This window comes from Rothia aerolata (assembly GCF_014635585.1).
GTDB lineage: Bacteria > Actinomycetota > Actinomycetes > Actinomycetales > Micrococcaceae > Rothia > Rothia aerolata.
The window spans coordinates 448,742-467,230 of sequence record NZ_BMDC01000001.1 but is presented as its reverse complement, the minus strand read 5'-3'; the positions used below and the strand labels follow the sequence as shown (position 1 = coordinate 467,230).

Sequence of the window (18,489 nt, the reverse complement as noted above, 5' to 3'; positions counted from 1 at the left end):
TTCACCAGGTTAACCGGTGTTACTGTGAGTCGCTTTGAGAACTAGCATGCTACTCGAAAGAAAGACCAAGGCTTACTCCGGAGCACCCACCGGAATGCGGGCGCCGGCTACCAGCACGGGGCCTTCGCCGCGTTCGTGGGCGGCAATTTCTTCCTGGGTGGCGGGGCGAATCTGGTCGCGCTCCAGCACGTACATGCGAGAGTCTTCGTCTTGGGCATCGGGCTCGTTGACGAAAGCGCGGAAACGCTTGAGACGGTCGGGGTCTGCCAGGGTGGCGGCCCATTCGTCCTCGTAGGTGTCAACGTGTTCCTGCATGTCGCGTTCGAGTTCCTCGGCAATGCCCAGGGAGTCTTCCACGAGAACCTGCTGTAGGTGCTCAATGGCATCGCCGTACTGCTCGTCGAGGTCTTCAGCCCAGCGGGCGGTGCGCTGGAGCTTATCAGCGGTGCGGATGTAGTACATCAGGTAGCGGTCAACGTACTTAATGAGGGTCTCTTTGTCGAGGTCCTTAGCAAAGAGACGACCGTGGGCGGGGTTGGAGCCGCCGTTTCCGGCGAAGTAGAGGTTCCAGCCGTTGGTGGTGGCGATGACGCCGACGTCCTTGTTCTGAGCCTCGGCGCACTCGCGGTTGCAGCCCACCACACCCATCTTGAACTTGTGGGGTGAGCGCAGGCCGCGGTAGCGGTTTTCCAGCTCGATAGCGAAGGTGGTGGAGTCGCCCACGCCGAAGCGGCACCAGGAGGAGCCGATGCAGGATTTTACGTTGCGCAGGGACTTGCCGTAGGCCTGGCCAGACTCGAAGCCGGCGTCTACAAAACGCTTCCAGATTTCGGGCAGCTGTTCCAGTCGGGCGCCGTAGAGGCCGATGCGCTGGGCTCCGTTAATCTTGGTGTAGAGGCCGTATTCCTTGCCCACCTCTGCAATAACAGCCAGCTTCTCGGGGGTGATTTCGCCGCCGGGAACTCGGGGAATCACCGAGTAGGTGCCGTCTTTCTGCATGTTACCCAGGTTGCGGTCATTGGTCTCCTGCAGGCCGCCGCGGCCGCCGTCCAGCGGGTAGGAGTTGCGGGTGGAGGAGAGGATGGAGGCAACGGTGGGCTTGCAGATAGCGCAGCCGTCTTCGCCCTTACCAAAGCGCTTGAGAATGGAGGGGAAGTCGTTGTAGGTGGTTGCCTTGATTGCGGTGAAGAGTTCGGCGCGGGAGAAGTCAAAGTGCTCGCAGAGAGACTTGTTGACGGTCAGGCCCATCTTCTTCATCTGCTGTTCCAGAGTCTTCTGGATCATCGGAACGCAGGAGCCGCACTGGGTGCCGGCGGTGGTTGCCGCCTTCAGTGAGGGAACATCCTGGTTGCCGTTGGCAACGGCTTCACGAATTTCGCCGAAGCTGATGTTGTTGCAGGAGCAGAGAATAGCGTCGTCGGGAAGCTCGGTATCGGGAGCGCCCTCACCACCGGCAGCAGAGAGAAAGGCTGCCGGTTCGGCGGGTAGCTCGCGACCCAGCAGGGGCTTGAGTGCATCGAAGGGAGAAGCATCACCCACAAAGACGCCACCGAGCAGGGTCTTGGCGTCGGGGGAGGTCACAATCTTCTGGTAGATCTTCTGGGTGGGGTCAATGTACATGACCTCCAGAGCATCGGCGGTGGTGCCGCGGCGGTCACCAAAACCGCCCACCTCAAGTCCCGAGAACTTCAGCTTAGTGGCAATATCGAACTCTTCAACAAATGCATCGCCGCCGTTGAGGTTCTTCGCCACAGCATCGGCCATCTGGTTGGCCGGAGCCACCAGACCCCAGGTGCGGCCCAGCACACAGGCAACCTCACCGATAGCCCAAATGTGCTCGTCCTCAGACTGGCAGTGGTCATTGACCACCAGGCCGCCGCGCTCGCCCAGGGTCAGGCCGGTTTCCTGAACCAGCTGGTCATTGGGGCGGATTCCCGCTGCCATGCAGACCAAATCGGCATCGAGATTGTGCACATCGGCCTCATCGCCCATACCGTCTGCCACGGAGACAGAGGAAACTTCTCCGTCTGCATCGCGGTTAATAGAGGAGATGAAAGCGCCGGTTTCAATATCAATGCCAGCTTCGCGAATCAGGGAGTTGACCAGGTGGCCACCGCCTTGATCCACCTCAATAGACAGCAACCACGAAGCGACGTCCAAAATAGTGGGCTCGGCGCCCAAATCGCGCAGGCCCTCGGCAGCTTCCAGACCCAGCAGGCCACCGCCCACCACAATAGCGCGGGGCGCGCGACCCAGCTTCTCTTTAAGGCGGGCAACTTCGCTGACCATGGTCTGCACGTCTTCAATAGTGCGGAAGGTGTGGGCAACTTCTGAGCCGGGAATAGGAATTTTGACGGCGCGGGAGCCGGTAGCCAGCACCAGCTCGTCGAAGGGGTAAACCTCGCCGTTATCAGCGGTTACGGTGCGGTTCTTGCGGTTGAGCTCGGTAGCGCGGACGCCGCGCACCAGGTTGACGGTCTCGGCCTCCCAAATCTCGGGGTTGGCCAGGGTGAGATCCTTAGTGGGTTCCTTGAAGAGCTTTTCTAGCGCCACGCGGTCATAGGGCACGTGGTCTTCTTCGGAGATTACGGTTACCGTGTCAGTAGTGTTTTCTTTGAGGAAGGCCCGTACAAAGCGCCAGGCTGCGGGGCCGCCGCCAATCACGAGAATGTTCCTGGTGTTCTGTGTCAGTTCCGTCATTAGTCACCGTTTCGTCTGGGTGCGAGACTGTCTGGCTAAAAACAGTGTGGGAGACTCGCAACTTATTTTGGAATGAGTAATGCTAATATAGCATTGGAAATGCATTTTGTATTAATAACAATGCAGATTTAAATCGTTATTTTGAGTACGAGGTTTGAGGTATGACTGACCAAATCTGGCACGAGGTATGCGCTTTAGAAGACTTGGAGGTTAACTGGGGCGAGGTTGCCAATATTGAGGGCCATCAGTTCGCAATTTTCCGCCTGCCTGATAACCGTGTTTTTGCCTCTGACCACAAAGATCCCAACAGCGGAGCCCTGGTGATTGCTCGCGGTATCACCGGCAATAAGAAGGGTGTTCCCTCCATTGCATCGCCGCTCTACAAGGAGGAATACTCTCTCGAGACCGGTGAGCAGCTCAATGGATCCGACTTTAGCCTGCCGGTCTATGCCACCAAGGTTGAGGACGGTACAGTTTTTCTGAAGGCATAAAATAAAGGTGGTCTATCCAGGCCAAGAGCGCTGGCCGACTTCCCTTAAATGCCGGTTGGCCAGGAACTTTTGGGCTGGTTTGTGAGACCTTTCGAATAAGCCTCAAAGAATGCGCCGTGGAATATTTTCTGCGGCGCATTCTTTAGTGTAGCTTTGACCCTAAGAGAAGCGGTATAGAAAATATATACAACATATTCTCTTTCGCTAATTACTTGTGGTCATAAGTGCTATATCAAATATTTCAGATATAAATATTTTACGGAAAAAGTAAAAGGAGGGTTTATGCTACCCGTTTCCCTGCGACTTGCCGGAAAAAATGTACTGGTGGTCGGCGCCGGTCGGGTGGCTGAACGTCGGATCGAGACTCTGTTAAATGAGGACGCCGCTGTGCGGGTGGTTGCCCCCGAAGCGGGTTCGCGCGTGCAAGAGTTGGTGAGCTCCGGGCAAGTGGAGCTGAGTCGGCGCGGCTTTGAAGAGGCTGACCTTGACGGCGCTTGGCTGGTCTTTGCTCATACAAGCAGCCCCGAGCTGAATTCCGCAATTGCCGAGATATGCCGGCAGAGAAGAATCTGGTGCTTAATCGGGGGAGATGCGCATGCCTCCGACCTATGGATGATGGCTCATCGGCAGGTTGATGCAGACCTTACGGTTGCGGTAAGCGCTCATGGTAACCCCAGGCGTGCCAAGAGGGTCGTTGAGCAGCTGGTGACTGAAGCTCGGAAGGGCGTGCAATAGTCATTCAAAATGGCAGCTACGCCGAGTCACCGTTTCAGTTACATATCGCCGCTTCAATGAAACAGGAGCAACTGCACAGGCTGCCATAATCGCCGAGTGGCCATTTTTAGACCGTTTTTCTCCGATTTTCGGTATAGAAATGGCCTCTCAGGAAAACTCGGTGGCAACAAGGTACAAGTTTCTTCTTGTCGGGCCACCTAATGTACAAGCAAAGTCTCCAGGTACAAGTATTGTCTTGTACCTGGAGACTTTGCTTGTACCTTCGGGGTGTCTGTGGGAGCTCGCTTGTACTTTGTTGAGGTATGGGGTGTTGGGACACAGATTTGTCCTGCATCCCTTATTGAAGACATGACGAAATTGTAATTCGCGTGAATCTGCTAACCGGAGTGAGCGCAGGTAAACCCCTATCTAGGGTCTGCCCGCAGGGGGTGGCACAAGATATGGGAGTCACAGCGATGTAATTTGCTCAGGCAAAGAAGCAGGGGCTCAAAAGATGTGAGTTGGTCGTTAGACAGCACCGCCCCGAGCGCCTAAAATTGTGAATAGTTGCGACGACCCGGCTATCACCGGCGAGCAATCCGGAAGAACGGACCGTACCTGCGAGACCTCATGTATTCGTTGCGACGAGAGGTGGAGCGGAATAGATACAGTCTCAGTAGAACCGGACGGGTAAGCCCGTAACAGCAGTCATGAAGCGACTGATAACGCTCGACTGTGCCACCTCTCGCAGAATCTCACGAAGCTGCGAGAGGTTGGCGCGGGTTAGCGCTCAGTAAGCAAGGTGGTACCGCGCCTGAGGCGGTTGGGGCAGAAACCCAACCACACGGCGTCCTTGCAAGTCCTCTACGTTACACATGGATTGATAAGGGCGCGCTAAAGAAGATGAATAATCCTATCTACCCCAAGGCGAGTGCAGGCCGGGCCGAGACTGTGGCTGCTTCGCCGTCTTTCCCGTCTCTTGAAGAGGCGGTTCTTGAGTACTGGAAGAACGATGGCACTTTCCAGGCTTCTATCGATAACCGCCCCGCCGGTGAAAACGGCGAGCGCGAGTATGTTTTCTACGATGGCCCTCCCTTTGCCAACGGCCTGCCTCACTACGGTCACCTGTTGACCGGCTACGTGAAGGATTTGGTGGCTCGTTACCAGACCCAGCGCGGTTATAAGGTGGAGCGCCGGTTTGGTTGGGATACCCACGGCCTGCCCGCTGAGCTGGAGGCGATGAAGCAGCTGGGGATGACCGATAAGAAGGAAATTATCGAGATGGGTATCGATAATTTCAATGACGCCGCCCGTGCTTCGGTGCTCAAGTACACCAAGGAGTGGGAGGAGTACGTTACCCGCCAGGCTCGCTGGGTGGACTTTGAGAACGACTACAAGACTCTCAATGTTGAATACATGGAGTCTGTGATTTGGGCTTTTAAGCAGCTACACGAGAAGGGCCTGACCTATCAGGGCTTCCGCGTGCTGCCCTACTGCTGGAAAGATGAAACCCCGCTCTCTAACCACGAGTTGCGTATGGATGACGACGTCTATAAGGATCGCCAGGATCCTTCGGTGACTGTCGCCTTCAAGATTACCGCTGATAAGTCGCTGGCCAAGCACCCCGAGGTAGTGGATCAGCTGCAGGGTGTAGAGGCTCTGGCCTGGACCACCACCCCCTGGACTCTGCCCACCAACCAGGCGCTGGCCGTTGGCCCCGAGGTGGAGTACGTGGTGGTGGCTGCCGAGGGTGACTTCGCCGGCCGTTCCTTCCTGATTGCCCGCGACCTACTGGGTGCACACGCTAAGGTGCTGGGATTTGAGGACGCCGCTGCGGCGGCTGAGGCTGTTACCGCAACTTTCTTCGGCGCCCAGCTAGAGGGCGTGCGCTATGCTCCGCTGTGGGACTACTTCACCGATGCCGAGAAGTTCGGCACCGAAACCTCCTGGCAGATTCTGGTGGCAGACTATGTGACCACCACCGACGGTACCGGTCTGGTACACCAGGCACCCGCCTATGGTGAAGACGACCAGAAGGTGTGTGAGGCCTACGGTATTCCCGTGGTGCTCTCGATGGATGAGGGCGCTAAGTTCCTCGACCTCTTCAAGGATGAAAGCCTGGCAGCGGGTGCGCCCCTGGCCGAGATCGCCGGGGTACAGATTTTCGATGCCAACCGCACCATCATCAACGTGCTCAAGGCAGATCAGGTTCTGATCCAGGAGAAGTCCTACGTTCACTCCTACCCCCACTGTTGGCGCTGCCGCACCCCGCTGGTCTACCGGGCCATTACCTCCTGGTACGTGAAGGTCACCGACTTCAAAGACCGCATGGGCGAGCTCAACCAGCAGATTAACTGGATTCCTGACAATGTGAAGGACGGCCAGTTCGGTAAGTGGGTTGCCAATGCCCGCGACTGGTCCATTTCCCGTAACCGTTTCTGGGGCTCCCCGATTCCGGTGTGGGTCTCTGACGACCCCAACTACCCCCGCACCGAGGTCTACGGTTCGCTGGCTGAGCTGGAAGAGGCCTTTGGCCGCCTGCCCAAGAATAAGGACGGCGAGGTTGACCTGCACCGGCCCTACATTGACGAGCTGACCCGGCCCAACCCCGACGACCCCACCGGTAAGTCCACCATGCGCCGTGTTGAGGATGTCTTTGACGTGTGGTTCGACTCGGGTTCCATGCCCTATGCCCAGGTTCACTATCCCTTTGAAAACAAGGAATGGTTTGAGACCCACAACCCGGCCGACTTCATTGTGGAGTACATTGGCCAGACCCGCGGCTGGTTCTACACCCAGCACATTCTGGCCACCGCCCTCTTTGACCGCCCCGCTTTCACCAACGTGATTGCCCACGGCATTGTGCTCGGTGAAGACGGTCAGAAGATGTCTAAGTCCCTGCGCAACTACCCCGATGTTAACGAGGTGCTGGATCGCGACGGTTCAGATGCTATGCGCTGGTTCCTCATGTCTTCACCCATTCTGCGCGGTGGTAACCTCTCAGTGACCGAGCAGGGTATCCGCGAGGGTGTGCGCCAGGTGATGCTGCCACTGTGGAACGTCTACCACTTCTTTGCCCTCTACACCAACGCCGCCAACAATGGCGAGGGCTACGATGCCCAGCTGCGCTTCACCTCAGACAACGTGATGGACCGCTTCATTCTGGGCAAGACCCGCGAGCTGGTGGAGAATACTACCGCCCACATGGACGACTACGATGTCTGGGCAGCCACCGAAGACCTGCGCAAGTTCACCGACGCGCTGACCAACTGGTACGTGCGTCGCTCCCGCGAGCGCTTCTTCGACGAAGACACCCAGGCCTTCGACGTCCTCTACACCGCCCTGCGCACCGCCGTGCAGGTGGCAGCGCCCCTGCTACCGCTGATGAGCGAGGAAATCTACCGGGGCCTCACCGGGGAGCGGTCGGTGCACCTGACCGATTGGCCCGATGCGGAGCAGTTTGCCGACGAGTCTGCCCTGATTGAGCTGATGGAAGCTACCCGGGCTATCTGCTCGGCGGGTTCTGCCCTGCGCAAGGCTGAGAAGCTGCGCGTGCGCCAGCCCCTGCAGTCGCTGACCGTGGCGGCGGCCAACGGCAAGGAACTGGCGGGAGTTTTTGAGTCGATTATCGCCGATGAGCTCAATATCAAGCAGATTGAGCTTGTGGACGCCGCCGAGGTGGCTCCTGCGGACTACGGCATCTCCCAGCAGCTGAAGGTCAATGCCCGCGCGGCTGGCCCTCGCTTGGGTAAGCAGGTGCAGGTTGCTATTAAGGCAGCGAAGTCCGGTGACTGGACCGTTGACGAAACCGGTGCGGTGGTTGTCGGCGTGAAGTCCGGCGACAACCTGGGCCTGGTTGAGGGCGAATACGAGTTGGCAACCGTGGTCTCTGAGTCTGAGGAATCAGCAGATACCGCCGTTTCGGTACTACCCGGTGGCGGCTTCCTGGTGCTCAACACCGCGCTGACCCCCGAACTGGAGGCAGAGGGTATCGCCCGCGATACCATCCGTGCTATCCAGAACGCCCGTAAGGAAGCCGGTCTGAACGTTTCTGACCGCATCGCGCTGACCATCGCCGCGCCGTCCTCAACCCTTGAAGCTATCAAGGCAAATGAAGAGCTGGTGACCGGCGAAACCCTGGCAACCTCAGCGACCTACGCCGAGGCCGCCGAGCTGGACATCAAGGTAGAAAAGGCATAAATGAGCGAAAACATGGAACACGATTCCATCTTCGCTGACTTGAGCGCCGAAAGCGGCAGTGCTGCTGCCGCTTTCGGCGTGGAGTCGGTTTACCGGGAGCTGCTGTCACGGGCTCCCGAAAATAAGATGGAACCTCGACTCGATGCGGTGGCTCGTGCCGTGGAGATTCTGGGTGAGCCGAACAAGGCCGCCCCGGTTATCCACATCACCGGCACCAACGGTAAGACCTCCACCGCCCGCATGATTGAGCGCATACTCATGGCGCACGATTTGCGTACTGGCCGCTTCACCAGCCCCCACCTCTCATCGGTGACCGAACGTATCTCCATCGACGGTGAGCCTGTCTCTGATGAGACCTTTGTGCGTATCTGGGAGGAGATTCAGCCCTACCTACAGATGGTAGATGCCGAACTTGAGGCGGAAAACAATCCCAAGATTACCTACTTTGAGGCGCTGACTGTGCTGGCCTTTGCGGTGTTTGCCGATGAGCCGGTTGACGTGATGATTCTTGAAGTGGGCATTGGTGGTACCTGGGATTCCACCAACGTGGCTGACGCCGCTGTGTCGGTGGTAACCCCCATTGGGCTTGACCACACCGACATGCTGGGGGAGACCCTGGAGGAAATTGCCGGGGAAAAGCAGGGGATTATTAAGGACGGCGGCTTCCTAGTTTCTGCCGCCCAAGACCCTGCCGCCGCCCAGGTTCTGCTGGATTCTGCCCGGGCTCACGACGCTCAGTTCCGCTTTGAGGGCGTGGAGTTTGGCCTGGCAGACCGCAAGCCCGGCGTGGGTGGCCAGATGATTTCGGTGAAGGGCCTAGCTGATACCTACACCGAGCTGCCGCTACCGCTCTTCGGGGCCCACCAGGCTGAAAACGCCGCGGTGGCTATCGCCGCGGTCGAGGCATTCTTGGGTGGGGGAGAGACCCCGCTGAACCCCGAACTGATTCGCTCGGGCTGGGAAGAACTCAAGTCCCCCGGACGCCTGGAGATCGTGCGCAACTCGCCGACCGTCGTCGTCGATGCAGCGCATAACCCCCACGGCATTCGCGCTTCAGCCGAAGCCTTCAAGGAGTCTTTCGCGGTAGACGAGATTGCCCTGGTCATCGGTGTGCTCCAGGAAAAAGACGCTCGGGGTATCTTTGAGACCATCCGGGAGGAATACCTGGACTCGGTGGACTCAGGATTGAAGCTCTACCTCACCGCCTCAACCTCCCCGCGGGCAATCGCCCCCGACGAACTGGAAAACATGGCGCTGGATGCCGGCTTCGACGAAGATCTGCTCGAAAAACACGAGCACCTTCATGACGCCGTGGCGGCGGCCATTACCTCGGTGGGCAACAACGATCAGGCAGCCGGAGCGGTGCTCATCACCGGCTCCATCACCGTAGTGGGCGAAGCCCGAGACTTGTTAGGACTCTAATGGCACGAATGACTAAAGCCCAGCGCGAATGGCGGCCGGGCATGAAGAAGAAACAGCGTTCTATTAAAACCATGTTTGCTTCTACCGTGCTCTGCCTGGAAGCACTGGTTGCCTACTTCGGAACCCTGGCCACCTTCGGCCTTAACCAGAATGAACCGGGTTCGGTCAAGGTAACCATCTGGGTGCTGGGCCTGGCCCTAGCGCTCGCCTTTCTTATTACCCCCGCCTTTCTCAAAAAGCCCTGGGGCTATATTCTGGGCTGGGTGCTACAGGTTCTGCTGATTCTGGGCGGGCTAGCGCTGACTCCCATGCTCTTTATCGGTGTAGCTTTCGCTCTTACCTACTGGTACGCGCTGGTAACCGGCGAAAAGCTAGACCGGGAGAACGCCCAGCGCGCCCGCGAACAGGAAGAATGGGAGCGCAACAACCCTCTCTAAAACCACTCAGTCAGCCAGCTGATGTAGGCTAGAGAATGAACTAACCCCGGTACCTGAGGTGCCGGGGTAACTCATAGATAAGGAGAAAAGATGACCGAGCGCAGCTTGATTTTGGTGAAGCCCGACGGCGTTCAGCGCAACCTCATTGGCGAGGTGCTGAGCCGCTTTGAAACCAAGGGCTACAAGATCGTAGACCTCAAGATGCTGACTCCCACCGAGGAAATCCTCACCCAGCACTACGCCGAGCACGAGGGCAAGCCCTTCTTCCGTCCCCTGGTGGAGTTCATGAGCTCGGGCCCGGTGGTTGCCCTGATTCTCGAGGGTGAGCGCGTGATTGAGGGCGCTCGCACCATTATGGGCTCCTCAGACCCCACCACTGCCCCCGCCGGTACCATTCGCGGCGACCTGGGCCGGGACTGGGGAGAGGCCGTGCAGAAGAACCTGGTACACGGTTCAGACTCGCCCGAGTCGGCAGAGCGTGAAATCGCTATCTGGTTCGGTGCCTAAAGTCTCTTATATAAGAAAAAGGGAGCGGCCGAGGAAACCCCTCGGCCGCTCCCTTTTTCTTGCGGAAGATTAGAACATGCCCACAATCTGATCGAAGAATCGGATTACGATGATGCCGTAAATCACCACGACAATCAGCACAATCACAAACCAAGACCAGCCCTGAGCGGCCTCACGAATGTGCTCGGGAGCGGGAATCACACCGGCGGTGATATTGCGGGCGGTGACCCTCACCAGCAGGAAGGTCTGCATCAGCCACACCACCATGCAGAAGATACACAGGGCGTTGATATTGAAGGTGGTGTTGAACCAGAGGTAGCAGACAAAAGCGAAGGCCAGCAGGTGGCCAATGTTCATGCAAATCCAGAACCAGTTGGCAAAACGAGCTTTGGCCAGCAAGGCCATAGAAATGGTCAGAACAATGGTGTAGCCCACCAAGCCAATGAAGGGGTTGGGAAAGCCAAAAGCCTCAGCATAGGGAGTTCTCATGACCGTGCCACAGTTAAGAATGGCGTTAATATCACAAATTGACTGGTGATTAGGGTCAATATAAACCTGCATGCGCTCGTAGACCAGAACAATCGCCGAGACTAGGGCGAGTGCTCCGGTAATCAAAGACAGAATCGCAAAATTGCGATCCAGGCGGGAAAACAGGGGGTAATCACCCGTTTCTCGCTCAGCGAGCATGCTCGATGTTGACATAGTTTCCTCTCTACACTGACAAATCCTTAGCCCATAATACTGATATAAGGTCAATAAATCCTGAGAGTCTGTGAGACAATTGCAATGGTTTACTGTTGTTCCCGTACGTTCAACAGTGAGCCCGGTCAGTGAAACCGAAGGGCGAGTGCGCCGCAATACCAGCGAAGACCGCCCCGCAAGATCAGTGCACGATGCACCGGCTCGGTAGAGAGCTCACCGGTCGGGTTCGCTGCGAAGATGTGATCAAAGAAAGATTAGTCTCGCAGTCAATCGCCCTGAAGAGGGCTTGAGGGAACCCGGTACCAGAAGACTTGAGGGTTGATTTATTCGGCCCGTGATGGGTAGCGCGCCAGGTACGGCGGTAGCGCTACAGGAGCAGATTGACTATGAGTGAATCGAATGAGTCGCTAGACTCAACCCAGCGTGAAGAAGCTGTAGAAAACGCTGCGGTAGACCAGCAGCAGGTCGAGTCTCAGCCCGAGACCGAGCAGGCTGAAACCGAACAACCTGAGACTGAGCAGTCCGGCACCGCCGAAACTGAAGATGCCCAGCCTGAGGTAGCCGAAACTGCCGAGGCTAACGCTGAGGATGCCGAGGAGAAGACCGAGGACGACGCCGCGGAGCAGGAGCCTGCCCCCAAGTCCCAGCGCGAGCTGCTGGCAGAAGAGTTGCAGAGCATTACCGCCAAGGCATCCACCAATAACCTGCTCTTCTTTGCCCCCAACCTCGATGAAATTACCGAGAAGGTCCGCGCCGAGCGCGAGGCCGCCCGAGAGGCAAAAGAAGCAGAGCGCCGGGCCCGCCGCCTGGCAGAGCTGACCCACGATGAGGAGGAAGTCTCCTCCCGCCGCCGTCGTCGCCGTCGTCGCGGTGAATCCGACATCGAAATTGACGGCGGAGTAGACGGTGACCCCGAGAACACCATCACCAAGGTGCGCACCCAGCGCATCTCCGACTCCCACACCACCAACCGGGTCACCGGCGTGCGCGGCTCCACCCGCCTAGAAGCCAAGAAGATGCGCCGCCGCGAATCCCGCGCCGGTGGCCGCCGCCAGCGCGGCATCTCCGAGGCAGAGTTCCTGGCCCGCCGCGAATCCGTAGACCGCCAGATGATTGTGCGCCAGAAGGACGACCGCATTCAGATTGGCGTGCTCGAAGACGGCGTGCTGGCAGAGCACTTTGTCTCTAAGACCCAGCAGGATTCGCTGATTGGCAACGTCTACTTCGGCAAGGTGCAGAATGTTCTGCCCTCCATGGAAGCAGCCTTCGTAGATATTGGCCGCGGCCGCAACGCGGTGCTCTACGCCGGTGAAGTGAACTGGGATGTCTCCGGCCTGGAAGGCGCCCCCCGCAAGATTGAAAACGCTCTCAAGCCCGGTGACTCGGTGCTGGTGCAGGTCACCAAGGATCCCGTGGGCCACAAGGGCGCTCGCCTGACCTCCCAGGTTTCCCTACCCGGCCGCTTCCTGGTCTACGTACCCGGCGGTTCTATGACCGGCATCTCCCGCAAGCTGCCCGATAACGAGCGTGCCCGCCTGAAGAAGATCCTCAAGGACAAGCTGCCCGAGGGGGCCGGCGTCATCGTTCGCACCGCTGCCGAGGGCGCTTCAGAAGACGAGCTGACCCACGATATTAACCGCCTGCGCGTGCAGTGGGAGGAAATCAAGGCAGCTGCTGAGGCTCCCAAGACCCTTGCTCCCGAAATGCTCTACCAGGAGCCCGACCTCACCATTAAGACCGTGCGCGATGTCTTCAACGAAGACTTCACTTCTATGACCGTGCAGGGAACTGAGGCCTGGGATTCCATCGAGGCCTACGTGACCTACATGGCCCCCGACCTGGTAGATCGCCTGAAGAAGTGGGAGGAAGAAGAGGACCTCTTTGACCACTTCCGCATTGAAGAGCAGCTGGCTAAGGCGCTAGACCGCAAGGTCTACCTGCCCTCCGGTGGTTCGCTGGTGATTGACCGCACCGAGGCCATGACCGTGGTCGATGTGAACACCGGTAAGTTCACAGGCTCCGGTGGCAACCTCGAAGAGACCGTGACCAAGAACAATCTTGAGGCGGCCGAAGAGATTGTGCGCCAGCTGCGCCTGCGCGATATCGGCGGCATCATCGTGATTGACTTTATCGATATGGTGCTCGAATCTAACCGCGAGCTGGTGCTGCGCCGCCTGGTGGAGTGCCTGGGTCGCGACCGCACCAAGCATCAGGTGGCTGAGGTCACCTCGCTTGGCCTGGTGCAGATGACCCGCAAGCGTATGGGCACCGGTCTGCTGGAAGTTTTCTCGGAGCCCTGTGAGGCCTGCGCCGGTCGAGGAATCCTGGTTCAGGATCAGCCGCTGAAGGGTCGCTCCGGTGGCGCTTCTGACTTCATCCACCGCCACGATCACCGCGACCGCGACGACCGCCGCAAGGCGCGCAAGCAGCAGCGCAACCGCGACTCCCGCATCGAAGAGACCCAGGTTGATCCGCAGGAGCAGCAGAAGAACGAGGCCCGCCGGGCGGCCCTGGCCAATATCGTTGCCGCCAGCGCCCACACCGAGGAGCAGGCTGAGTCAGACGAGGCCAAGACCGAGTCGAAGAACGCCCGCAAGCGTAAGCGCCGCAAGAAGAACCGTCGCGAGGCGGCAGAGGCTGCTGAGAACCAGCAGAATTCAGTGCTGAACGGTCAGCCGGATATGGTGCTGACCATCGGGGGTGAAGTAATTGAGTTGCCCCAGGGCCATGACTCTTCCGAAGAGATCGAAGAGTCAATGGGGGAGCAGGGTTCCTTCACTCTTGAATCTCTGGCAGAGGTCTTTGACAAGCAGGAATCCAAGAAGCTCAGCCGCAAGCAGAAGCGCCAGATTAAGGCGGAGCAGCTGGGGGAGAACTCAGACGCCTCACCTGAAGACGATTCCGAGACCGGTCTGGATGAGCGCTTCACCCAGAATTCCTCCCGCTACGAGGCAATTCGCGCCGGTGAAGCTCGTGCCCGTGCCTCGCAGAAGGCTGGCCGGGATCTTTCCGGCCGCGAAGACCGCTCTGCTGATTCCGCAGGCTCTGCTGAGAAACGCGAGAACAAGCGCGCAGAACAGCCCCAGCGCGAGGAGAAGCCGGCTGAGACCCAGCAGGTTGAGCCCGCCACCGAGGTAAAGCCGCGCAAGCGCCGTGCCCGCCGTGCTGTCTCGACCGGAATCGACGGCACCGTGAACACCCAGCAGGTTGAGGCGGCGCAGGCAGCAGCAACCGTGGTAGCTTCTGCGGCAGCGCCGACCGCCAAGCAAGACTCCTCAGAGGTAGTCATGCTGGGCGTGGGCGTCGCGGCAGAGGACATTAAGCGAGAGGGTAAGTAAGGTATCTAACTCGAGAGCGCTGGCCAACCTCCCTTAAACGCCAGCCCCGATGCCAGTTGGCCAGGCGCTCTCGGGTTATCTCCCACCGTATCTTCGCTGTCGTTTTAAGCACATCGGCCTTGCGCAGCGCCTCTTCCGCTTGTTCGGAATTGCTAAATCCCGTAAGCTAGTGTGCTGGTGCTGTTCCCACAAGCAAACGTTAGCGTGGGTTCAGTGGAATGAGGCGGTGAAAACCGTTGGATTTCAGCCATAGGTTCGAGCGTTCTTACCCCCGTGTTGTTTGAACGGTTCAAGGGTTCACTCTTGGCAGGGGATCAAACCGTACACGTTTTGGTGCGCTGTAAGACGCTCGTTCGCACTGTTAAAAAAGACGTCAAGAGAATTGAGTTCCCAAGTGTCCTACGCAATTGTTCGCGCTGGTGGCCGCCAGGAAAAGGTCTCCGTTGGAGACATCGTTACCCTTGATCGCGTTGCTGGCGAAGCTGGCGCAACCGTAGAACTTCCCGTTCTGATGCTGGTTGATGGCGACAAGGTAACCGTAGATGCCAAGTCACTGGCTTCTGCAAAGGTAACTGCTGAAAAGGTCGAGGATCTTCGCGGTCCTAAGATCGTTATCCAGAAGTACAAGAACAAGACTGGTTACAAGAAGCGCCAGGGTTTCCGCGCAGAACTGACCACCGTTAAGATCACCTCGATCGACGCGTAATTTCAGTTAGAATCAGTTTTAATCCAAACTTTTACCTAAGGTAGGCACAAATGGCACATAAGAAGGGCGCAAGCTCCACCCGCAACGGCCGTGACTCAAACCCCCAGTACCTCGGTGTTAAGCGCTACGGCGGTCAGACCGTCAACGCAGGCGAGATTCTTGTTCGCCAGCGCGGCACCCACTTCCACCCCGGAAACAACGTTGGTCGTGGCGGAGATGACACCCTGTTCGCTCTGGCAGCAGGCAAGGTCGAGTTCGGTACCCGCAAGGGCCGCAAGGTCGTCAACATTCTGGCAGCAGCTGAGTAAGCTTTCCAGAGTTTAGCGGAAAGGGCAAACACCGGTTTTTGGTGTTTGCCCTTTTTGTTTAGGATTTCCCGGTGCCGCGGTATGGCACAATTGAAGACAGTTTTTAGTTCTAAATCCCTAGGAGTACATCGTGGCTGAGTTTGTTGACCGCGTCGTCCTGCACGTTTCCGGTGGCCATGGCGGGCACGGCTGTGTCTCGGTTCGCCGCGAGAAGTTTAAGCCCTTGGGTGGGCCCAACGGCGGTAACGGCGGTAACGGTGGAGACGTTATTCTGCGGGTTGATGGTCAGTCCACCACCCTGCTGGAGTACCACCACAGCCCCCACCAGCATGCCCCCAACGGCGATATTGGTCGCGGCGATATGCACCACGGTTTCAACGGTGACTCTCTGGTGCTTTCGGTGCCCCAGGGCACGGTGGTTAAAGACCGCGAGGGCAACGTGCTAGCCGATTTGGTGCGGGTGGGCGATGAGTACATTGCTGCCCGCGGTGGCCAGGGTGGCCTGGGCAACGCCGCGCTGGCTTCGACCAAGCGTAAAGCTCCCGGCTTTGCACTGCTGGGTATTCCCGGCGACCAGCGCGATATTATGCTGGAGCTGAAGTCGATTGCGGACGTCGCTCTGGTGGGCTTTCCCTCGGCGGGTAAGTCATCGCTGATTGCGGCTATTTCGGCGGCGCGGCCTAAGATTGCCGACTACCCCTTTACCACCCTGGTGCCTAATCTGGGTGTGGTTGAAGCCGGTGATACCCGCTTTACCGTTGCCGATGTTCCCGGTCTGATTGAGGGTGCCTCCCAGGGCAAGGGACTGGGCCACCAGTTCCTGCGCCATGTGGAGCGATCCTCTGCCATTGTTCACGTGCTTGACTGCGCCACCCTCGAACCGGGCCGTGACCCCATCACCGACTTCAACATTATTCGCGCGGAACTCGAGAACTATCAGGTTGACCCCACCGCCGGCGTCACCGTACCCCTCAACGAGCGGCCCCAGCTGATCGTTCTTAACAAGATTGACGTGCTAGAGGCCCGCGAGCTGGCCGACTTTGTGCGCGAGGACTTTGAGAAAATGGGCTTCAAGGTCTTTGAAATCTCCACCGCCTCCCACGAGGGTCTGCGTCAGCTGACCTTTGCCATGGCAGAGATTGTGGCGGCTGATCGCGCAGCCCGTGAAGAGGTAGAAGAGACCAAGGTCGAAGAGGTTGCGGTGATTCGCCCCAAGGGCTTCCGCAACAAGAAGCAGCAGGAGTTCTTTATCCGCCGTGAAGAGCGGAACCTGGAGCCTCTCTTCCGCGTGATCGGTGAGAAGCCCGAGCGGTGGATTCAGCAGACCGACTTTAACAATGACGAAGCGGTGGGCTATTTGGCAGACCGGTTTGCTAAGCTGGGCATCGAAGACGAGCTCTTCAAGCAGGGGGCTCGCGCCGGAGATGCCGTGGTGATCGGCGAAGCCAACGATTCGGTGATTTTTGACTGGGAGCCCACTATGGTGGGCGGTGCTGAGCTCCTCTCTAGCCCCCGAGGCACCGACTCCCGTCTGGACGAGATCATTCGCCCCACCCGCTCCGAGCGTAAGGCCCAGTACCACGAGCGGATGGACGCCAAGGCTGAGGCTCGTGCTGAGCTGGAAGCCGAGCGCATCGCCGGTGTGTGGACTGAATCTGTCGAAGCAAAGAAGCGTGAACGAGCTGCCAAGAAGAAGCAGCAGGAGGAGAGTCGAGGCGAGTAAGAATGGTTTTTGAGCAGGTAACACGCCACCGTGACGCCGTGATTGCAAGTGCTGAATCCCGAGGCAAGAACAAGCGCAGCCCCATTGTGGAGCGCACCGATATGCCCCGGGCTCAGCGGGTAGTGGTCAAGGTGGGGTCGTCCTCGCTCACTTCTATTCAGAACTCACTGGACGAGCTGGCGATCGCCACCATCATCGATGTTCTTGCCAAGGTCAAGCAGCGCAACCCCCACATTGAGCTCCTCTTTGTTTCTTCCGGAGCTATCGCTGCTGGCCTGGCGCCGCTGGGATTGAGCCGTCGCCCTAAAGACTTAGCAACCCAGCAGGCGGCGGCGTCAGTGGGGCAATCCCTGCTCATGACCCGCTACACCGAGACCTTTGCCCGCTACGGGGTCAAGGTCTCCCAGGTACTTCTGACCGCCCAGGATCTCATGGCGCGCGACCGCTACCACAACGCCCACCGCCAGCTTGAGCGCCTGCTGGATCTCGGGGTTATGCCCATTATTAACGAAAATGATGCGGTGGCTACCTCAGAGGTGCGCTTTGGAGATAATGACCGCATTGCCGCCCTGGTGGCGCACGCGGTGAAGGCAGATGCCCTGATTCTGCTCTCAGACGTTGACGCCCTCTACACCAAGCACCCCGACCAGGGAGGGCTGCGCATGAGTGAGGTTCGTTCCTCTGAAGATCTTGAGGGTCTGAGCATCGGTTCGGTGGTCCGAGCTGGAGTGGGCTCTGGCGGTATGGTCACCAAGGTCAAGGCGGCGCAGATTGCAGCTTCTTCCGGTATTCCGGCCCTGGTGACCTCCGCCGCCAACGCCCGGGCGGCTTTCAATGGTGAGGATGTTGGAACCTGGTTCCACACCACCGGCCGTCGCAAGTCGGTCTACGGTCTGTGGCTGGAACACCTAGCTGATATTGAGGGCACGATTACCGTGGACGCCGGCGCGGCGGCTGCCCTGCGGCGGCGTCGGTCGCTGCTGGCGGCGGGTATCACCGAGGTGACCGGTGACTTTGAGGGCGGCTCGGCCGTGGGTATCAAGGGTCCTGACGGCGTGGAGATTGCCCACGGTCTCAGCTCCTATTCCTCCGATGAAACCTCTCAGATGATCGGTAAACACTCCGATGAAATTGAAGAAATCATGGGTGAAAATTACGACGGAACCGTGGTGCACGCCGATGACATCGTCATATTAGAAGAATCCGTGGAGTCCTAGGGGAGTTCACCTGTAGACTTGTGA

The 18,489-nt window shown here is 58.4% G+C and carries 13 protein-coding genes; 11 read left to right on the top strand and 2 right to left on the bottom strand.

Translation table 11 applies throughout. The annotated features are described in order from the left end of the window. Positions 1-72 precede the first annotated feature (72 nt). Complete coding sequence (gene nirB / locus IEV00_RS02015; protein ID WP_188358660.1) at positions 73-2,700, bottom strand: nitrite reductase large subunit NirB; 2,628 nt, start codon at positions 2,698-2,700, stop codon at positions 73-75. 161 nt (positions 2,701-2,861) lie between these two features. Between nirB and nirD the strand changes: the two genes are divergently transcribed. From nirD to ndk, 6 genes are all read left to right on the top strand, one after another. Next, on the top strand, positions 2,862-3,191 hold the full coding sequence (gene nirD, locus IEV00_RS02010; protein ID WP_188358659.1) for a nitrite reductase small subunit NirD: 330 nt from the start codon (positions 2,862-2,864) through the stop codon (positions 3,189-3,191). A 282-nt stretch (positions 3,192-3,473) separates the two neighbouring features. Continuing rightward, the gene (locus IEV00_RS02005) at positions 3,474-3,926 is read left to right on the top strand and encodes a precorrin-2 dehydrogenase/sirohydrochlorin ferrochelatase family protein (RefSeq protein ID WP_188358658.1); all 453 of its coding nucleotides are present in this window, start codon (positions 3,474-3,476) and stop codon (positions 3,924-3,926) included. An 882-nt stretch (positions 3,927-4,808) separates the two neighbouring features. After that, on the top strand, positions 4,809-8,105 hold the full coding sequence (gene ileS / locus IEV00_RS02000) for an isoleucine--tRNA ligase (RefSeq protein WP_188358657.1): 3,297 nt from the start codon (positions 4,809-4,811) through the stop codon (positions 8,103-8,105). Then, positions 8,106-9,527 carry a bifunctional folylpolyglutamate synthase/dihydrofolate synthase gene (locus tag IEV00_RS01995; RefSeq protein ID WP_188358656.1) on the top strand — a complete coding sequence of 474 codons (1,422 nt, stop codon included), beginning with the start codon at positions 8,106-8,108 and terminating at the stop codon, positions 9,525-9,527. Then, on the top strand, positions 9,527-9,964 hold the full coding sequence (locus IEV00_RS01990; protein WP_188358655.1) for a DUF4233 domain-containing protein: 438 nt from the start codon (positions 9,527-9,529) through the stop codon (positions 9,962-9,964). Before IEV00_RS01995 ends, IEV00_RS01990 begins: the two co-directional genes overlap by 1 nt. 90 nt (positions 9,965-10,054) lie before the next feature. Further along, positions 10,055-10,471, top strand: coding sequence for a nucleoside-diphosphate kinase (gene ndk / locus IEV00_RS01985; protein WP_188358654.1), 417 nt, complete (start codon positions 10,055-10,057; stop codon positions 10,469-10,471). Between the two features lie 69 nt (positions 10,472-10,540). Here ndk and IEV00_RS01980 read toward each other — a convergent pair whose 3' ends face one another. After that, complete coding sequence (locus IEV00_RS01980) at positions 10,541-11,173, bottom strand: vitamin K epoxide reductase family protein (protein ID WP_188358653.1); 633 nt, start codon at positions 11,171-11,173, stop codon at positions 10,541-10,543. Positions 11,174-11,559: 386 nt separating this feature from the next. Here IEV00_RS01980 and IEV00_RS01975 point away from each other — a divergent pair, with 386 nt between their 5' ends. The 5 genes from IEV00_RS01975 to proB all read left to right on the top strand — a co-directional run bounded on the left by IEV00_RS01975 (position 11,560) and on the right by proB (position 18,465). Continuing rightward, positions 11,560-14,511: an Rne/Rng family ribonuclease gene (locus tag IEV00_RS01975; RefSeq protein ID WP_188358652.1), complete on the top strand. Its 2,952-nt coding sequence runs from the start codon at positions 11,560-11,562 to the stop codon at positions 14,509-14,511. Between the two features lie 394 nt (positions 14,512-14,905). Next, the gene (rplU, locus tag IEV00_RS01970; RefSeq protein ID WP_188359418.1) at positions 14,906-15,217 is read left to right on the top strand and encodes a 50S ribosomal protein L21; all 312 of its coding nucleotides are present in this window, start codon (positions 14,906-14,908) and stop codon (positions 15,215-15,217) included. A 50-nt stretch (positions 15,218-15,267) separates the two neighbouring features. Beyond that, positions 15,268-15,525, top strand: coding sequence for a 50S ribosomal protein L27 (gene rpmA / locus IEV00_RS01965; RefSeq protein ID WP_083091175.1), 258 nt, complete (start codon positions 15,268-15,270; stop codon positions 15,523-15,525). A 130-nt stretch (positions 15,526-15,655) separates the two neighbouring features. After that, positions 15,656-17,248 (top strand): GTPase ObgE, encoded by a 1,593-nt coding sequence (obgE, locus tag IEV00_RS01960; RefSeq protein WP_188358651.1) that lies wholly within the window; start codon positions 15,656-15,658, stop codon positions 17,246-17,248. A gap of 2 nt (positions 17,249-17,250) precedes the next feature. Next, on the top strand, positions 17,251-18,465 hold the full coding sequence (proB, locus tag IEV00_RS01955) for a glutamate 5-kinase (protein WP_188358650.1): 1,215 nt from the start codon (positions 17,251-17,253) through the stop codon (positions 18,463-18,465). Positions 18,466-18,489: the final 24 nt, after the last annotated feature.